The sequence below is a fragment of the Alteromonas aestuariivivens genome, assembly GCF_003367475.1.
In the GTDB taxonomy this organism is placed as follows: domain Bacteria; phylum Pseudomonadota; class Gammaproteobacteria; order Enterobacterales; family Alteromonadaceae; genus Alteromonas; species Alteromonas aestuariivivens.
Genome location: NZ_QRHA01000001.1, coordinates 190,963 through 206,688 on the forward strand (window position 1 = coordinate 190,963; position 15,726 = coordinate 206,688).

Here is a 15,726-nt window from a genome sequence, read left to right on the forward strand (position 1 = left end):
CAAAGTGTGACATCTTGATGACAATTCAGTGGTACACGTCCAATGTGTAACGGCCAGCCAGCCTGGCCGTTATCTGAATAGCGCTGTTTCCTGGCTATACAGCAAATTGCTTTCCTTATTTTGGTGCATTTGCCTTGCGGAAACGTGCAATCAATTGTTGGGTTGATGGGTCGAACTGATCGTGGTCAGCGCTCCCAACTATTCCGGCAAGAACCTGATTACCAAGTACTTTTCCTAACTCTACGCCCCATTGGTCGAAGGAGTTAAGCTGCCAGATTACCCCTTGAACGAATACCTTGTGTTCATACATAGCAACCAGCGCGCCAAGTGTGAACGGATCGAGTTTTTCAAATAAAATGGTATTCGAGGGTTTGTTACCCGGCATGGTTTTGTGTTCTGCCAGGCTGCGTCGCTGTTCTTCATCCAGGCCTTTACCTTCCAAATCCTTGTAGCAGTCTTCAAAGCTTTTGCCCTGCATCAGCGCCTGAGTCTGGCCAAAACAGTTGGATGCCAGCATGGCGTGATGGGTGTCATCCTGATTGGGAACATTCAGGGGCATCAGGAAGTCTGCCGGAATAATGCCATGACCCTGGTGAATCAGCTGATGAAAGCTGTGCTGGCCGTTAGTGCCTTCACTGCCCCAGATAATCGGGCCGGTGGCGTAATCAACGCGCTGGCCTGCCTGGGTGACCTGTTTACCGTTACTTTCCATATCTAACTGTTGCACGTACGCAGGCAAGCCACGCAGATAGTGGTAATAGGGTAAAAGTACGTGGGACTGGGCGTCGAAAAAGTTTCGGTACCAAATGCCCAGCATCGCCATGATCACCGGAAGGTTTTGCTTGCTTGGAGCGGTTTTGAAATGTTTGTCCATTTCATGAGCGCCCTCCAGCAAGCTTTTGAAGTTGTCAAAACCTAAAGCCAGGGCAATAGGCAAACCAATGGCCGACCACAGTGAATAGCGTCCGCCAACCCAATCCCACATCGGGAATATGTTCTCTTCCGCAATGCCAAATTCAGTGGCAGCAGCAACATTGGAGGAAACCGCGACAAAATGCCTGGCAATGTCCTGCTGACTGCCGCCCTGGCTGAGAAACCAGTCTTTTGCTGATAAAGTATTCTGCAGGGTTTCCTGGGTTGAAAACGACTTGGACGACATCACGATCAGTGTTTCTGTGTGATCCAGGGTACTGAGTACGTCGTGAATATGGCAACCGTCTACGTTGGCTACAAAATGCACCTTTACCGCGTCATGGGTGTAAGGCTTTAGTGCCTCGGTCATGATTTTGGGACCCAGGAAAGAACCGCCAATGCCAATGCTGACAACCTGCCTGATTGGTTTGCCGGTGTAACCCACATGTGCACCTGAATGGATCGCATGGGTAAAGGCCCGGATTTTTTCCAGTGTTGCCAGTACTTCGGGCATCACATCCTGGCCATCCACATACACAGGTTCACCACTGAAGTTACGTAACGCGGTGTGAAGCACCGCGCGATTTTCCGTGTTATTGATGTTCGCGCCACCGAACATTGCTTCCCGGTGTGCCGACAGCCCCTGGGAGTCTGCCAGAGCGAAAAGGGTATCAAGAACCTCCTGATCTACCCGGTTTTTGGAGTAATCCAGATACAGGCCACAGGCTTCTGTCTGAAATTTGCTGGCCCTTTGTGGGTCTTCAGCAAACCAGTCCCGCATGTGGGTGCTTTTAACCGATGTTGCCAGCTCCGTCAGACGTTGCCATTCTGGTTGGCTTGTCAGTACAGTCATGATTCGGGTCCTACGTAATGGTTGAGTGTCAGAATATATTAATTATATTATTATATGTCTAATTTTGCTTTCAACATAGCTTCAAGTTTTACCTGGTCAGCGGCAAAGTTACGAATACCTTCCGCAAGTTTTTCCGTTGCCATTGCATCTTCGTTCATGTCCCAGCGGAACTGATCTTCAGTGAGTGCCGCTCCAGGTGTTTTGGTTTCACCGGAATAGCTCAGTACTGCGGTAAGTTCGCCCGGTTCGTTGGCCAGTTCTTCCAGCAGTTGTGGGCTTATAGTCAGACGGTCACAGCCTGCCAGTGCCTGGATTTCGCCAATGTTTCTGAAACTGGCACCCATCACTACGGTCTTGTAGCCGTGCGCTTTGTAGTAGTTGTAGATACTGGTAACGGAAACCACACCTGGATCTTCTTCCTTGGTATATTCCGTTTTTCCTGTGCTGTTTTTGTACCAGTCGAGGATACGGCCTACGAAAGGAGAAATCAGGAATACCCCAGCCTCGGCACATGCTCTGGCCTGGGCAAAACTGAACAGCAGGGTCAGGTTACAGTTGATGCCTTTTTGCTCCAGCACTTCAGCGGCCCGAATGCCTTCCCAGGTGGATGCAATTTTGATCAGAATGCGTGACTTATCAACACCGGCGTCGCTGTAGAGTTGCACCAGACGTTCGGCTTTGGCGATGGTGGCCTCTGTGTCGAAGGAAAGACGCGCATCGACTTCGGTGGATACCCGTCCAGGTACAATGGAGGATATTTCCTTGCCGATCAATACGGCGAGCTTATCTGCTGCGTCAATCAGTTGTTGCTCTGCATCGTTGGACTGCAGTTTGGCCCAGGCAACGGCATCATCGATAAAGGAGGCATACTGGGGCATGCTGGCTGCTTTGAGAAGTAACGAGGGGTTGGTAGTTGCGTCCACCGGCTCATACTTGCGAATGGCTTCAATGTCGCCGGTATCGGCAACTACGGTCGTGATTTTACGTAGTGATTGCAGTTGGTTACTCATAATACTCTCTGAATGATGGCCTTTGTCTAAGGGATGCCTGTCGATTACCGGGCAGACTTCCGCGAAATGTTGTTCAAACGCCCGCTGGCGTCATCTGAATTGTAGGGTTGTGACGGCTGGACAACGGCACCAGCCTGAATTTACTCATTTATACCAAACAGATGATGGAATTTACACCTGTTCAGCAAGATTCCTCGCCGCTTATTATTGGGGAAAACCGATGGCCCGAATCGATTTTTCCCAACAATAAAGTCCCATGAGACAGTTTGCTCAATGGTATACTTGCTCAACAAAATCAGTCATCGCCGAATAATTGCGCCGGCGGATGGCGTTTAGAATCAAGATACATTGGAGTATTGATGTTAGTCGTTGTTTCCCCTGCCAAAAATCTCGATTATGAAACCCCGGTCCCGGAGTCAGATGCTACAGAGCCTGCATTACTGGAGAACACTCTTGAACTGGTTCAGGTTTGCCAGCAGTTGTCACCCGCTGAGTTGTCGTCGCTGATGAGTATCAGCGATAAGCTGGCAACACTCAATGCCAATCGGTTTGCAGAATTTCGTACCCCATTTACCAAAAACAATGCACGGCCTTCGCTGTTTGCTTTCAATGGTGACGTTTATACAGGGCTTGATGCTTATACTCTGTCTGAGACGGATGTGGAGTATGCGCAACAGCATCTGAGGATCCTGTCAGGCCTGTATGGGCTGTTAAGACCACTGGATTTGATGCAACCCTATCGCCTCGAAATGGGAACAAAATTGCAGAACCCCAAGGGTAAAGATCTGTATGCGTACTGGGGAGAGCGCATTACGGTTGAGCTGAACAAGGCATTGCACAAGCAGGGCGATAATGTATTGGTGAACCTGGCGTCAAATGAGTATTTTAAGTCGGTGAAGAAAAACGCGCTCGATGGCATGGTAGTAACGCCGGTATTCAAAGACTTCAAAAATGGCCAGTATAAGGTGATCAGCTTTTTCGCTAAAAAGGCTCGAGGATTGATGGCGCGGTATATCATACAAAACCGGGTCAGTGAGGTTGCCGGGCTTGAGGCATTTGATTTGGCAGGCTATCGTTTTAGTGCACAACATAGCAAGGGCAGTGAGTTGGTGTTCCTGCGTGATGAACAACCCTGACGGCTTCCACCTGGAGTCCGTCCAGTAATCTGGATACCTGGATGTATACACTTTATGGATTTCCCAAAACCCGCGCTTTCCGTGTTACCTGGGCGCTCGAAGAAATTGGTTTGCCTTATGAATACAAGCTGGTAAACCTGCTCAAGGGCGAACATCGCCGGCCGCCATTTTCCGAGCGTAACCCCTCAGCTAAAGTACCCTGGCTGGAATGTGAGCAGGGAGGGTTATCGGAATCGGCGGCGATTCTCACTTATCTGGCGGACAAACACGGTCAACAGGAGTTCATTCCCAAGCCCGGGACGTTTGAACGCGCCCATTTTGAGCAAATGATGTATTTTCTGATGACGGAGCTGGAGCAGCCATTGTGGTACCGGGCCAAGCATACCTTTATTCTGCCCGAAGAATACCGTATCAAACAGATGTTGGCCGTGAGTGACTGGGAATTTGAACGGGCTGCCGATGTCTTCTCTACCTTGTTAGGGGAGCAGGAATTTGTTTGTGGCGATACATTGACGGTGGCCGACATACTGGCGACCCATATTCTGGTATGGGCTCAAGGGGAGTCGTTGCGGTTACCGGAAAACTTAAAGCAGTACGCAGATCGCATGGTTGAGCGCCCGGCATACAGGAAAGCCCGGGAGGTTGAAGCCAGCCAGATACCGCAGGGCTAAAATAAAAGCCATATTGTGTACCAACGATGGGTTCGGCTTGGACAACGATTACTTGGGGAGCAGCCTTTGGAACTAGGTCAGTTTTCGGTAAGTTTGGCAGTAAAAGATATCAGGGAGTCACTCACTTTTTATCAGGCTCTGGGGTTTCAGGCGTTACAAGGGTGCGGGTCTGTCGAAGAAAAATGGCTGATCCTGCAGAATGGCAGCACTGTGATTGGTTTATTTGAAGGCATGTTCGAGCATAACATTCTTACCTTTAACCCTGCGGATGTGCGGGCCATCGAACAACAAATTAAAGCACGAGGTATTCGACCGGATGTTGCGGTGGAAGGCGACACCGGCCCCGGCCACTGTATCCTGACCGACCCCGACGGCAACCGAATCATGTTCGACCAATTCTGAGTGATTTTCAGGCCGTTAATATTCAGTCGTCAACAAACATCTGTTGTTGAAATTTTAGTGTCCTAATCTCGTTGCCTTGCTGGATGTCGATGGCAAAACGCAGCGTTTCTCTGTCGGTGAATGTAACTTCAGCCAGGTAATAGATTGCCGGCCCTTCTTCGACTTTCTGAAATGCCAGTTCTTTGGCATTACCCAGCAGGTTAGTCGCTGTGCCCATTACGGCAACGTTCTGCGCCTGCTGACTGGTATGATCCAATACGGAAACATTGATCAGCGCACTGTATTTACTGCGAACGATGCCATAGTTTTTGGCTACGTCGGGATTCAGAAATGCAGTATTCACAACCATATAGTGCACATCCCAGTTACCTAACTGGATTTTTTGTTCTGCGCGTGCAGACATGGCTGTCAGGCAAAGCAGCAGAGCCCACCACACAAAATAATGACGTTGTTTTAAGGTTTGCATAATTACCTCCCCCAAGAGTTTAGTAGAGGCCAAAGGTATCTTGTAGCAGAAGCTGTATAAATTGCAGTGCAATGATGGCTACCAGTACGGAAAGATCCAGCCCTCCTAAGGGAGGAAGGATTTTGCGTATGGGGGCCAGAAAAGGTTCGGTCAGCTGATACAGCACGTATTCAATGGGGTTATTGCCCTGGGATACCCAACTGAGAATGGCCCGAAGGATCAGGACCCAGAACACCAGTGACAGGGATTCCTTGATGACATCTACCAAAGCGACAATTATCAGCCCAACCGGGTTGAACGGGCCATTGCTGAAGAGCAGCATCAGGGTAGCCATTTTGGCAAAAGCGACAACAACGGCCAGCACAAACGTGGCCGTGTCAAAGCGCCCCAAAGAGGGGATAACCCGGCGCATCGGCCCCACCAGCGGGTGGGTGGCTTTGACAACAAACTGGCTGAGCGGGTTATAAAAATCCGCCCGCACCAGCTGTAACCACAATCGTAAAATCACCACCATCAGGTAGAGGTTGAAGAGGGTGCTGATCAAAAAAACCGATGCGCTCATTGTGATTAAATCCCTGGTAATGTTTTAACTAAAGTTGTTTGGCCATTTCTTCTGCACGGGCAACGGCAGCCCGCATGGCTTTGGCAACCATGTCCGGCAGGCCTTGATCAATAAGGCTATTTACCGCCGCAGCCGTGGTGCCACCTTTTGACGTAACGTGGGCTCTCAGCTCACTTAATTCAAGCTGTGGATTGTGACAAACCATTTCAGCGGCTCCCAGCATGGCCTGCTGGACCATTTTACGGGCGTCATCATGGCTGAAACCCATGTTGATGGCTTCTTCCTGCATGGCCTGCAAAAACAGAAAGAAATACGCGGGGCTGCTGCCAGCCGCGGCAATTACGCCGTTGATGTCGTCTTCCTTATCAACCCAAAGGGTGTCGCCTACGCTGGCCATTACAGATTCAACATAGTGGCGATCGGCTTCACTCACCGAGGGTTGCGCGTACAGTCCAGACATTCCTTTGCCGAGCAGACTCGGGGTGTTGGGCATAATGCGTACTACTGGATAATCGCCACCCAGCATGGCCTGAAGCCTGGCTACCGGTAAACCGGCAGCAATTGAAAGAAACAGTTTTCCACTCAGATCACAGCTGGCTTGAAGTGCCTGGCACATGTCACCCATAATCTGCGGTTTCACTGCAAGTACAATGGCATCGGCAAACTGGCAAGCCTCTTCGTTCGACTGAGTTGTACGGATACCAAAGGCACTGCGAAGCTCGTCCAGCTTGGGTGTTGAGGGGTTACTTGCCAGAATAGAGTCTTTGTCATAACCGGATTGGACCAGGCCGCTGATGATACTGCGGCTCATATTTCCTGCACCAATAAAGGCCAATTTTCTCTGTTGCATGAATACCCTTTTTGTTGAAGTTTAACGGTTGGCTGGCCGTGGGTTACTGCCGGGCACCGAAGATGGCGGTGCCGATACGAACCATGGTAGAACCATGGGCAATGGCCGGACCCAGGTCGCCGCTCATTCCAACTGACAGGGTATCAAAATTGGCCAGTTTTGTATGGTAGTGCTCAAAGATTTGTTGCAGTCGGCCAAGAGTTCTCTGTTGCTCTTCAACCGTGGGGCTTGCCTTTGGAATGGCCATCAGGCCCCGCAGAACAAGGCGCGGGAGAGCTTCAATTTGTTCAATTAATGCTTCCAGCTGTTTTGGGGTTGCGCCGGATTTGGAATCTTCATCATCAATATTCAGCTGAATTAATACCTGCAGAGGAGGCATGGAATCTGGCCGCTGGTCGTTAAGACGCTGGGCAATTTTGCTACGGTCAATTGACTGCACCCAATCAAAATGTTCGGCAACTACCTTGGTTTTATTCGATTGTAACGGCCCAATCATATGCCACTCAATATCAGCAAGTGCCTGAAGCTGAATAATTTTATCCACCCCTTCCTGAACGTAATTTTCGCCGAACAAACGTTGTCCCGCTTCATACGCTTGGGTGATATCAGATACCGGTTTGGTTTTGCTAACCGCTAGTAATTGCACTGAATTTGGTGGACGATGTGCCAGAGCAGTCTCCTGATTGATACGCCCCTGCGCGGCTTTCAGTCGTTCTGCTATTGATTGCATGATTTACCTAAAGTTTTGGAGAAGTGGCTGTGGATATTACCGAACTTTTAGCCTTCAGTGTAAAGAATAATGCGTCGGATCTGCACTTGTCAGCAGGTCTGCCACCCATCATTCGTGTGGATGGGGAAATGCGACGGCTAAACGTTCCGGCGCTGGATCACAAGCAGGTTCATGGTCTGATTTATGAAATCATGAACGACATGCAGCGCAAAGAATACGAAGAGAATCTGGAAACTGACTTTTCTTTTGAAGTCAAAGACCTGTCCCGTTTCCGGGTTAATGCGTTTGTGCAAAACCGCGGTGCAGCGGCAGTACTGCGGACTATCCCCAGTAAAGTATTAACGTTAGAGGACCTCGGTGCGCCGGAAATCTTCAAGAAAATCATCAATCAGCCCACCGGTCTGGTATTGGTTACCGGAGCAACCGGTTCCGGTAAGAGTACCACCCTGGCGGCGATGATTGACCATATCAACACCCACAAGCGTGAGCACATTCTCACCATTGAAGACCCCATCGAATTCGTGCATGACAACAAGTTGAGTCTGCTTAACCAGCGGGAAGTTCACCGGGATACCCGCAGCTTTTCAAATGCCCTGCGATCAGCTCTGCGTGAAGACCCGGATGTAATTCTGGTGGGGGAATTGCGAGACCTGGAAACCATTCGCCTGGCGATGTCAGCGGCGGAAACCGGTCACCTGGTGTTTGGTACCCTGCATACCAACTCAGCGCCCAAAACCATCGACCGTATTATTGATGTGTTCCCCGCGGAAGAAAAAGCCATGGTCCGTTCCATGTTGTCAGAATCGTTACGTGCGGTTATTTCGCAGACGCTGCTGAAAAAGATTGGCGGTGGCCGGGTGGCAGCACACGAAATCATGGTTGGTATTCCGGCTATCCGTAACCTGATCCGCGAAGACAAGGTACCGCAAATGTACTCGGTGATTCAGACCGGCCAGTCCCACGGTATGCAGACCATGGATCAATGCTTACAGCGTCTGGTTGCCATGGGGGTGATTTCTCAGGAAGATGCCGCCGCCAAGGCGGTGGACAAGCAGCCCGGTAGCAGTTTTTAAGGAGCGCTGAGTAATGTTGGATTCATTTCTGGAACAAATGGTTTCCCAGTCTGCCTCGGACTTGTTTATCACTGCGGGATTTCCGGTCAGTGCAAAAATCAATGGGCAGCTGACCAAACTGACCGAGATGCCACTGACGGATGAAGAAGCCTTGTCGCTGGTGCACGAAGCCATGAACGACAAGCAGCACGACGAGTTTCATTCCAGTAAGGAATGTAACTTTGCCATCGCCCGGGAGGGAGTTGGCCGTTTTCGTTGCAGTGCCTTCTGGCAGCGCGACCAGGCGGGGATGGTGGTACGTCGTATTGTTACCCAAATCCCTAAGGCTGACGATCTCGGGCTGCCGCCGGTGCTCAAGGATATTATTATGTCCAAGCGCGGGCTGGTGTTGTTTGTGGGTGGAACCGGAACCGGTAAATCTACTTCATTGGCTGCGCTGATCGGGCACCGGAATACCAATTCCCGGGGCCACATTCTGACTATCGAAGATCCGATTGAATTTGTTCATGAGCACCATAACTGTGTGGTCACCCAGCGTGAAGTCGGTATCGACACCCAGTCGTTCGACGATGCGCTCAAGAGCTCCTTGCGTCAGGCCCCTGACGTGATTCTGATCGGTGAGATCCGTTCCATGGAAACCATGGAATACGCCATGTCTTTTGCCGATACCGGCCATTTGTGTGTGGCTACCTTGCACGCCAACAATGCCAACCAGGCCATTGAACGTATTATGCATTTGGCCCCCAAAGACATGCACGACAAGCTGCGTTTTGATCTGTCGCTGAACATTCGTGCCATCGTGGCCCAGCAACTGGTGCCGACCAAAGACGGTAAGGGCCGGGTAGCAGCCATCGAGATCCTGCTGAATTCACCGCTGGTGACCGACCTGATTCAGCGTAATGAGATTGGCAGCCTTAAAGAGGCGATGAAAAAAGGTAAGGAAATGGGCATGCAGAGCTTTGATATGGCGCTGTACGACCTGTACAAAGCCGGTAAAATCGATCTGGATCAGGCCCTCCACCATGCTGATTCTCCGAACGATCTGCGTCTGATGATCAAACTGGACACCAACGAAGGCAGTGGGCTTGGCTCCTTGTCCGAGGTGTCCATTGACATGGATTAAGCCAGCAGGCCCCAGTGACAGGGGGGAGCCGTTACTCATGGCTCACTCCTTTTACGACTAAACCCGCGTCACCTATACTGAAAACCATGGTTTAAAAGTCTGCCAGTGCCGGAATAACTCGCGTTTATGAAAAGGATGGATTTATGCGAAAACTGTTTGGCCATGATGATCGCTTCTTAGTCCAGAGCGTGCGCAGCGAACTGGATGCGCTCAACATTCCTTATTTGATGAAAAACGAATTCGTCGGCGGTGCAGTTGGGGAACTGCCCTGGCAGGACAGCCAGCAGGAGATCTGGTTACTGGACGAAGCATGGTACAAGCGCGCCTCGGAAGTGGTAGCAGCGCTGATAAATTCTGCCTCTCTCAATAGCGGCCAGGAGTGGTGCTGCGAACATTGTGGTGAGCAAAACGGTGCTGCGTTTGGCGTTTGCTGGCACTGCTACCGCTGAAGCTTTACTGGTACTGGCTTTCTGCCCAGCCGGCGAAAATTACACAGGCAGATACACTGTCTACCTTATCCTTACTGAGTTTTTTGTAGCCGCCCAGTTCAAACAGGGTGGCTCGGGCGTCTACGGTGGACAACCGCTCATCGTAGGTTTCCACTGGCTTGCCGAAGCGGCTGAACAGGCGGTTGGCAAACTTGCGGGCCCGCTGAGTGACATCCTGCTCAGTGCCATCCATATTCAGTGGCAAACCAACCACCACCAGATTGGGTTGCCATTCTTGAAATACTTTACCCACCTGTTCCCAATCGGGAATGCCGTCGCGGGCTTTCAGAGCCGCTAAAGGTGAGGCGGTGCCGGTAATTTCCTGGCCAACCGCGACACCGATGCTTTTGGTACCAAAATCGAATGCCAGTACGGTGCGTTTACCAACCTCAGGCATGACCAATTTCCGGACCCAGTTGCCAGACATCAATTCCCAGTTTGTTTACTGCAGCCTGCCAGCGCTGGTGAATGGGGGTATGGAACATAATGGTTTCGTCGGCTTCGACGGTCAGCCAGGAATTCTCCTGCATTTCCTTTTCCAGTTGCCCGGCGGTCCAACCAGCGTAGCCGAGCGCGATAATGGCATTCTCCGGGCCTGTTTTATTGCCAATTGCGGTGAGAATATCTTTGGAGGTGGTGACCGTAATTTCTGAGGTCAGCGCCAGGCTTGAAGCCCAGCTTCCCTGGGAGTTGTGCAGCACAAAACCGCGCTCCTGGCTAACCGGGCCACCGGCAAGAATGATCTGCTCGGCCCTGTCTTCAGCGACTTTGGCGTCTTTATCTGTCTGCTCCAGCAATTGCTGTAAAGTCATGTTCGAGGGCTGATTGATTACCAGCCCCATTGCGCCCTGGTCGTTATGTTCACAGATGTAGGTTAGCGAACGGGAAAAGTAGGGGTCTTCCATGGATGGCATGGCAATCAAAAAATGGTTCTGCAAACTGGTTAATTCGGTCATGGTATATCTCATTGCCTTTCCGACAGCTTTGCCTCAATGGCTTCAAACAATTGGCTCAGAATATTGATGTCATAAGCTGCTTCAATTTCCCGCACACAGGTTGGGCTGGTGACATTGATTTCGGTGATCCTGTCGCCAATCACGTCAAGCCCAACAAACAGGAGTCCGTGGGCTTTGAGGGTCGGTGCAATGGCTTCTGCCAATGCCCGGTCTGAGTCGCTGATAGGCTGTGGCCTGCCGGTACCGCCGGCAGCCAGGTTTCCACGGTTTTCGCCTTTGCTTGGCAGGCGGGCCAGACAATAGGGTATGACCTTACCGTCGACAATCAATACCCGCTTGTCGCCGTCTTTGATGGCGGGTAGAAATTCCTGCACCATCATTTGCCGTTTGCCATGGTCGGTCAGTGTTTCGATTATCACACCAAGGTTGTTGCCATCCGGTGTGACCCGAAAAATAGATGCGCCACCCATACCATCGAGTGGCTTGCATATGATGTCCTGATGCTGGCTGTGAAACTGACGAATCAGATTGCTGTTGCGGGTTACCAGGGTGGCCGGAATGAGTTCCGGGAACCAGGCCGTAAACAGTTTTTCATTGAAATCCCGCAATGCGCGGGGGCTATTAACCACCAACGCTCCGGCGTGTTCAGCCAGAGACAATATTTGCGTTGCGTACAAATATTCACTGTCGAAGGGCGGGTCCTTGCGCATCAGGATCACGTCCAGATCACCCAGAGCGAGCGTCCGGGATTCACCAAGCCGGTAAAAATCGTGCGCTTGGTCAATAACTTCAATATCCCTTGCCAGCCCCATGGGAACGCCATTGTCCAGATACAAATCCGCCATCTCCAGATAGCGTATTTTTGCGCCACGACGCTGTGCTTCCAGCATCATGGCAAAACTGGTGTCCTTGTGGGGTTTAACAGTCGTGATGGGGTCCATCACGATGCCAAGGGTATAGCTCATGTTTGATTCTCTGGTATTGAATTGATTAATGCTAACTATGGCGCTGAATAGTGAGAATTCAAGCGCCACAGGCGCAACATGCTGCCAACAAAGACCGGATTTTCATTCAGTCCCGTTCACAGCAATTTAAAATGCTATAAATCGCCGTGCAGGCCCTGTAACAGACTGAGGCTGGCAATGGCCGCAGTTTCAGTGCGCAGGATTCTTGGCCCTAAACTGGTTTTGGAGAAACCACATTCCTCGGCCTGGTGAATCTCGTTGTCTGAAAGCCCTCCTTCAGGGCCAATCAGCAGGCGGTAGCCGTGAGTGCAATAGGGGACTTGGGTTAAAGAGCTTTCAGCTCCCGGCGCCAGAACCAGTCTACAGGCCTTTGTTGAGGCTGCAAACCACTGGCTAAGTGGAAGCGGTTCGTTTAGAACCGGAATACGGTTCCTGCCACTTTGTTCACAGGCACTGATCAGAATTTTTAACCATTGCTGGTGTTTCTTCTGCCAGCGTTTCTCATCCAGTTTTACCGCACAGCGTTCTGTTATTAAAGGAGTAATTTCGGTTACACCCAATTCGACGGATTTTTGCAGCACAGTGTCCATGCGGTCGCCTTTGGAAATTCCCTGGCCCAAATGGAGCGGTAGCGGTGATTCCTTATTAAGGGTAAGGCAGGCATCGGCTTCCACTACTACCTGTTTACGGCTGACACTGATGAGTTGCCCGCTGTACTCATTGCCATCCCCGTTGAACAGTACAACAGGGTGGTTTGCCTTCAGCCGAAGTACCGTTGCGACATGATGTGCAGCCTCGTCTGTCAGGGAAAACTCACAATCGAGAGGGATGGGATGAGGGTAATAAAGCCGGGGAATTCGCATGAACCGTATACAAAAAAGTTAACTGTACCCGGATCATAACTACATCGGACCGTTATTAGCAACGGTCCGCACAAATTGAATGTCAGTCAGAGCCTCGTATCAGGGGAATAGTGTTCAGGCTGAGTGAGAGTATACCGACCCCTGTCCTGCCGTCGGCGGATGGGTAAAGTGGTGTATGGTTTGTTTGTAGGCAGGTGTGGGAGAGTTTTGCCGAGCGTGAACCGAGTTGGTGCCGGTGTCATTGCTCAGAGCATAGATAAATAAAACTAAAACAACCAGAAAAAGCACTGAAAGAAATAACATTTTCAGATCCCTTAAAAACATTAATACGTAACACATTGCTATATCGCAGGCATTCAGTTAACAAGCATCATTCCATTACTGCTGCTGGTTGCAAACGGAATACCAGTACGACCAGGATGGCGGTCGAAAAACGCTCGACCATGAGCCACCATAGCTTCCGGGGCCTGGCGCCTCCTGACGGCCTGGCCCTCTCCCCGGGCCCGGAATTGGTAACCGGTTTCGAAGAGAATGAGAATATAGACCAATTTTTGGAATTTGTCAGTGACAGTTCGGTTACAGTAAAACCCATTTGTTGGCCGATCAGCTTTGTATAAGCCGTTGCTGCAAAATGGAAAATGCTAATGCTGGTTTTTTATTGCACAATCACGGGAATGGCTGCTAACTTAAAAGTTCGGCCCTTTTTTCTACAACTTCGACAACGAGGCGGCTGTTGCCGCAAACATGCTTATGGAAGAAACGCTCTCACTGTTTACTGCTGAAGATATCGATCTCTACATCAACACCTATGCAATTCCCTGGGCAATCAATATTGCCATGGCGCTGGTCATCTTTTTCATTGGCCGGCTGCTCGTAGGCTTTATTGTTGGTCTGGTGGGTAAGCTTCTGGCCCGTTCAAAATACGATCAGATGCTGGTGAATTTTATTGAATCCATCGTCAGCGCGATTCTGATGCTGTTTGTAATTGTCGCATCGCTGGACCAATTGGGTGTAGATACCACATCGCTGGTAGCGATAGTTGGTGCAGCCGGCCTGGCCATTGGTTTGTCGTTGCAGGATTCGCTCAAAAACTTCGCTGCCGGAGTGATGTTGCTGGTGTTTAAACCGTTTAAAGCCGGGGATTACGTGGAAGCAGGCGGAACCGCTGGTGTAGTGAATGCTATCGGCATTTTTACTACCAATTTCACTTCACCGGACAACAAGGACATTATTGTCCCCAATGGGGCTATTTACAGTGACAACATTGTGAACTATTCCGCCAAGAAAACTCGCAGGGTGGATATGGTGTTCGGAATTTCTTACGGCGACGATTTACTTAAAGCCAAGCAAATTCTGGAAAGTTTGACCAAAGAAGATGAGCGCATTCTGGCAGATCCGGAACCTCAGGTGGCAGTAAGTGAACTGGGCGATTCCAGCGTTAATTTTGTGGTTCGCCCATGGGTTAAAACTGAAGATTTCTGGGCGGTGAAGTTTGCCTACACAGAAGCCGTTAAGCTGCGGTTTGACCAGGAAGGTATTTCCATTCCATTCCCGCAAATGGACGTACACGTATTCAAAGAGTCTGAGTCGCAGGAAGCCTAGGTAATTCGTTATTCGCAAAGACTTTAACGGGATCGGTTTGACTTTGTTAACGCCACCAAAAAAGTGGCGTTTTTTATGTTATTTGCAGCCTGGACGGTATGAAGACTGCTGAAAAGTTGCCTGCGCCTTCGGCATGCTGGCCTGAAGATTTTTAATTCGGGACTGCGGCGCTGGGTGAGTAGAGAGCAGTTCCAGTGGCTGCTCGCCGCTTGCAGCGGCCATGTTGTGCCACAGGTTTACCGACTGCTGGGGGTCAAAGCCGGCCTGTGCCATCAGGTCCAGGCCAATCAGGTCGGCTTCCGATTCGTGTGTGCGGCTGAAGGGCAATTGTACCCCCACTTCCATACCCAGGCCTATTGCTGCCATTATGGCACCAGACTGACTGATTTCCCCGGCGGCGAGAATTTGCCCGACGGTTTGCGTTCCGACGTTGATCAGAGCCCCCTGGGACATGCGTTCATTGCCGTGTTCCGCAATGACATGACCCACTTCGTGACCAATTACGGTTGCCAGTTGATGCTGATTCTCAGCGACTTTGAGTAACCCGGTATAAACGCCAATTTTACCACCGGGAAGGGCAAAGGCGTTGACCTGATCGTCCTCAAACACCACTACTTCCCATTGACCATTAAAGACGGAAGCCGGAACCTGGGCAGTAATGGCATCTGCTACACATTTAACGTAGGCGTTCTGAACCGGCTGGTTGGAAATTTTGATTTCAGCTTTCATCGAAGAAAACGCCTGATCGCCCATCTGAGCCAGTTCCTGGCTGGTATACAACAACATCTGGCTGCGGCCGGTTGGTGAGGTCGCACAGCCGGCAATGGTGAGGCCGGCAACAATGGCCAGGGCAAATCTGATTCTTAAAAACATAGTGGGTTCCTTTGTGCCTGATTGCAGTTTTCCGTAGTTGAGCCGCTTGTCGATAAGGCGTGCTTACCGTTAGTGTGCCGGAAACAACCCCATTTTACCTTTTTTGACTGTGTTTAAAATGCTTTCGTATTTAGGGCGTTACCATTGTACAGCAGTCTGTTTTGCTTCCCGGTCCCTCACAATACCGTAAC

General features: G+C 50.5%; 18 protein-coding genes. 7 read left to right on the plus strand and 11 right to left on the minus strand.

Annotated features, from left to right (window positions below; all coding sequences use genetic code 11):
* Positions 1–115 precede the first annotated feature (115 nt).
* Together pgi and tal are read right to left on the minus strand one after the other, a co-directional pair.
* Complete coding sequence (gene pgi / locus DXV75_RS00765; RefSeq protein WP_115591323.1) at positions 116–1,765, minus strand: glucose-6-phosphate isomerase; 1,650 nt, start codon at positions 1,763–1,765, stop codon at positions 116–118.
* Between the two features lie 50 nt (positions 1,766–1,815).
* The gene (tal, locus tag DXV75_RS00770) at positions 1,816–2,775 is read right to left on the minus strand and encodes a transaldolase (protein ID WP_115591324.1); all 960 of its coding nucleotides are present in this window, start codon (positions 2,773–2,775) and stop codon (positions 1,816–1,818) included.
* A 359-nt stretch (positions 2,776–3,134) separates the two neighbouring features.
* Between tal and yaaA the strand changes: the two genes are divergently transcribed.
* The 3 genes from yaaA to DXV75_RS00785 all read left to right on the plus strand — a co-directional run bounded on the left by yaaA (position 3,135) and on the right by DXV75_RS00785 (position 4,984).
* Complete coding sequence (gene yaaA, locus DXV75_RS00775) at positions 3,135–3,911, plus strand: peroxide stress protein YaaA (protein WP_115591325.1); 777 nt, start codon at positions 3,135–3,137, stop codon at positions 3,909–3,911.
* Positions 3,912–3,952: 41 nt separating this feature from the next.
* Entirely contained in the window at positions 3,953–4,582 is a 630-nt protein-coding gene (locus tag DXV75_RS00780) for a glutathione S-transferase family protein (protein ID WP_115591326.1), read from the plus strand.
* A 66-nt stretch (positions 4,583–4,648) separates the two neighbouring features.
* Positions 4,649–4,984 (plus strand): VOC family protein, encoded by a 336-nt coding sequence (locus DXV75_RS00785; RefSeq protein ID WP_115591327.1) that lies wholly within the window; start codon positions 4,649–4,651, stop codon positions 4,982–4,984.
* Positions 4,985–5,006: 22 nt separating this feature from the next.
* Here the strand turns inward: DXV75_RS00785 and DXV75_RS00790 are convergent, their stop codons facing one another.
* The 4 genes from DXV75_RS00790 to DXV75_RS00805 are packed head-to-tail and all read right to left on the minus strand — an operon-like array spanning position 5,007 to position 7,592.
* Positions 5,007–5,450, minus strand: a complete 444-nt coding sequence (locus DXV75_RS00790) for a DUF4426 domain-containing protein (RefSeq protein WP_115591328.1) — start codon at positions 5,448–5,450, stop codon at positions 5,007–5,009.
* Positions 5,451–5,469: 19 nt separating this feature from the next.
* The gene (locus DXV75_RS00795) at positions 5,470–6,012 is read right to left on the minus strand and encodes a YggT family protein (RefSeq protein ID WP_115591329.1); all 543 of its coding nucleotides are present in this window, start codon (positions 6,010–6,012) and stop codon (positions 5,470–5,472) included.
* Between the two features lie 28 nt (positions 6,013–6,040).
* Entirely contained in the window at positions 6,041–6,862 is an 822-nt protein-coding gene (proC, locus tag DXV75_RS00800) for a pyrroline-5-carboxylate reductase (RefSeq protein WP_115591330.1), read from the minus strand.
* 43 nt (positions 6,863–6,905) lie between these two features.
* Positions 6,906–7,592 (minus strand): YggS family pyridoxal phosphate-dependent enzyme, encoded by a 687-nt coding sequence (locus DXV75_RS00805; RefSeq protein ID WP_115591331.1) that lies wholly within the window; start codon positions 7,590–7,592, stop codon positions 6,906–6,908.
* Between the two features lie 29 nt (positions 7,593–7,621).
* Between DXV75_RS00805 and DXV75_RS00810 the strand changes: the two genes are divergently transcribed.
* From DXV75_RS00810 to DXV75_RS00820, 3 genes are all read left to right on the plus strand, one after another.
* Positions 7,622–8,665 carry a type IV pilus twitching motility protein PilT gene (locus DXV75_RS00810; RefSeq protein WP_115591332.1) on the plus strand — a complete coding sequence of 348 codons (1,044 nt, stop codon included), beginning with the start codon at positions 7,622–7,624 and terminating at the stop codon, positions 8,663–8,665.
* 13 nt (positions 8,666–8,678) lie between these two features.
* Positions 8,679–9,788: a PilT/PilU family type 4a pilus ATPase gene (locus DXV75_RS00815; RefSeq protein ID WP_115591333.1), complete on the plus strand. Its 1,110-nt coding sequence runs from the start codon at positions 8,679–8,681 to the stop codon at positions 9,786–9,788.
* A 143-nt stretch (positions 9,789–9,931) separates the two neighbouring features.
* A complete protein-coding gene (locus tag DXV75_RS00820; RefSeq protein ID WP_115591334.1) occupies positions 9,932–10,237 on the plus strand; it encodes a putative signal transducing protein in 306 nt (101 codons plus the stop codon).
* Positions 10,238–10,241: 4 nt separating this feature from the next.
* On the opposite strand, the gene ruvX is transcribed toward DXV75_RS00820, so the two are convergent.
* From ruvX to DXV75_RS00840, 4 genes are all read right to left on the minus strand, one after another.
* Positions 10,242–10,673, minus strand: coding sequence for a Holliday junction resolvase RuvX (gene ruvX, locus DXV75_RS00825; protein WP_115591335.1), 432 nt, complete (start codon positions 10,671–10,673; stop codon positions 10,242–10,244).
* A complete protein-coding gene (locus DXV75_RS00830; RefSeq protein ID WP_115591709.1) occupies positions 10,666–11,232 on the minus strand; it encodes a YqgE/AlgH family protein in 567 nt (188 codons plus the stop codon). The genes ruvX and DXV75_RS00830 overlap by 8 nt, the downstream gene beginning before the upstream one ends.
* A gap of 8 nt (positions 11,233–11,240) precedes the next feature.
* The gene (gene gshB, locus DXV75_RS00835; protein WP_115591710.1) at positions 11,241–12,197 is read right to left on the minus strand and encodes a glutathione synthase; all 957 of its coding nucleotides are present in this window, start codon (positions 12,195–12,197) and stop codon (positions 11,241–11,243) included.
* 134 nt (positions 12,198–12,331) lie between these two features.
* Entirely contained in the window at positions 12,332–13,060 is a 729-nt protein-coding gene (locus DXV75_RS00840) for a 16S rRNA (uracil(1498)-N(3))-methyltransferase (protein ID WP_115591336.1), read from the minus strand.
* Positions 13,061–13,810: 750 nt separating this feature from the next.
* Here DXV75_RS00840 and DXV75_RS00850 point away from each other — a divergent pair.
* A complete protein-coding gene (locus DXV75_RS00850; RefSeq protein ID WP_115591338.1) occupies positions 13,811–14,662 on the plus strand; it encodes a mechanosensitive ion channel family protein in 852 nt (283 codons plus the stop codon).
* A 78-nt stretch (positions 14,663–14,740) separates the two neighbouring features.
* On the opposite strand, the gene DXV75_RS00855 is transcribed toward DXV75_RS00850, so the two are convergent.
* Positions 14,741–15,535, minus strand: coding sequence for a M48 family metallopeptidase (locus tag DXV75_RS00855; RefSeq protein WP_115591339.1), 795 nt, complete (start codon positions 15,533–15,535; stop codon positions 14,741–14,743).
* Between the last annotated feature and the right edge of the window lie 191 nt (positions 15,536–15,726).

Bases quoted from the DNA above. Each gene is read 5' to 3' on its own strand.
- yaaA (WP_115591325.1), top strand. From the start codon at position 3,135: ATGTTAGTCGTTGTTTCCCCTGCCAAAAATCTCGATTATGAAACCCCG.
- DXV75_RS00840 (WP_115591336.1), bottom strand. From the start codon at position 13,060: ATGCGAATTCCCCGGCTTTATTACCCTCATCCCATCCCTCTCGATTGT.
- DXV75_RS00855 (WP_115591339.1), bottom strand. From the start codon at position 15,535: ATGTTTTTAAGAATCAGATTTGCCCTGGCCATTGTTGCCGGCCTCACC.
- DXV75_RS00805 (WP_115591331.1), bottom strand. From the start codon at position 7,592: ATGCAATCAATAGCAGAACGACTGAAAGCCGCGCAGGGGCGTATCAAT.
- DXV75_RS00850 (WP_115591338.1), top strand. From the start codon at position 13,811: ATGGAAGAAACGCTCTCACTGTTTACTGCTGAAGATATCGATCTCTAC.
- DXV75_RS00795 (WP_115591329.1), bottom strand. From the start codon at position 6,012: ATGAGCGCATCGGTTTTTTTGATCAGCACCCTCTTCAACCTCTACCTG.
- proC (WP_115591330.1), bottom strand. From the start codon at position 6,862: ATGCAACAGAGAAAATTGGCCTTTATTGGTGCAGGAAATATGAGCCGC.
- DXV75_RS00820 (WP_115591334.1), top strand. From the start codon at position 9,932: ATGCGAAAACTGTTTGGCCATGATGATCGCTTCTTAGTCCAGAGCGTG.
- DXV75_RS00780 (WP_115591326.1), top strand. From the start codon at position 3,953: ATGTATACACTTTATGGATTTCCCAAAACCCGCGCTTTCCGTGTTACC.
- gshB (WP_115591710.1), bottom strand. From the start codon at position 12,197: ATGAGCTATACCCTTGGCATCGTGATGGACCCCATCACGACTGTTAAA.
- DXV75_RS00790 (WP_115591328.1), bottom strand. From the start codon at position 5,450: ATGCAAACCTTAAAACAACGTCATTATTTTGTGTGGTGGGCTCTGCTG.
- pgi (WP_115591323.1), bottom strand. From the start codon at position 1,765: ATGACTGTACTGACAAGCCAACCAGAATGGCAACGTCTGACGGAGCTG.
- DXV75_RS00815 (WP_115591333.1), top strand. From the start codon at position 8,679: ATGTTGGATTCATTTCTGGAACAAATGGTTTCCCAGTCTGCCTCGGAC.
- ruvX (WP_115591335.1), bottom strand. From the start codon at position 10,673: ATGCCTGAGGTTGGTAAACGCACCGTACTGGCATTCGATTTTGGTACC.
- DXV75_RS00830 (WP_115591709.1), bottom strand. From the start codon at position 11,232: ATGACCGAATTAACCAGTTTGCAGAACCATTTTTTGATTGCCATGCCA.
- tal (WP_115591324.1), bottom strand. From the start codon at position 2,775: ATGAGTAACCAACTGCAATCACTACGTAAAATCACGACCGTAGTTGCC.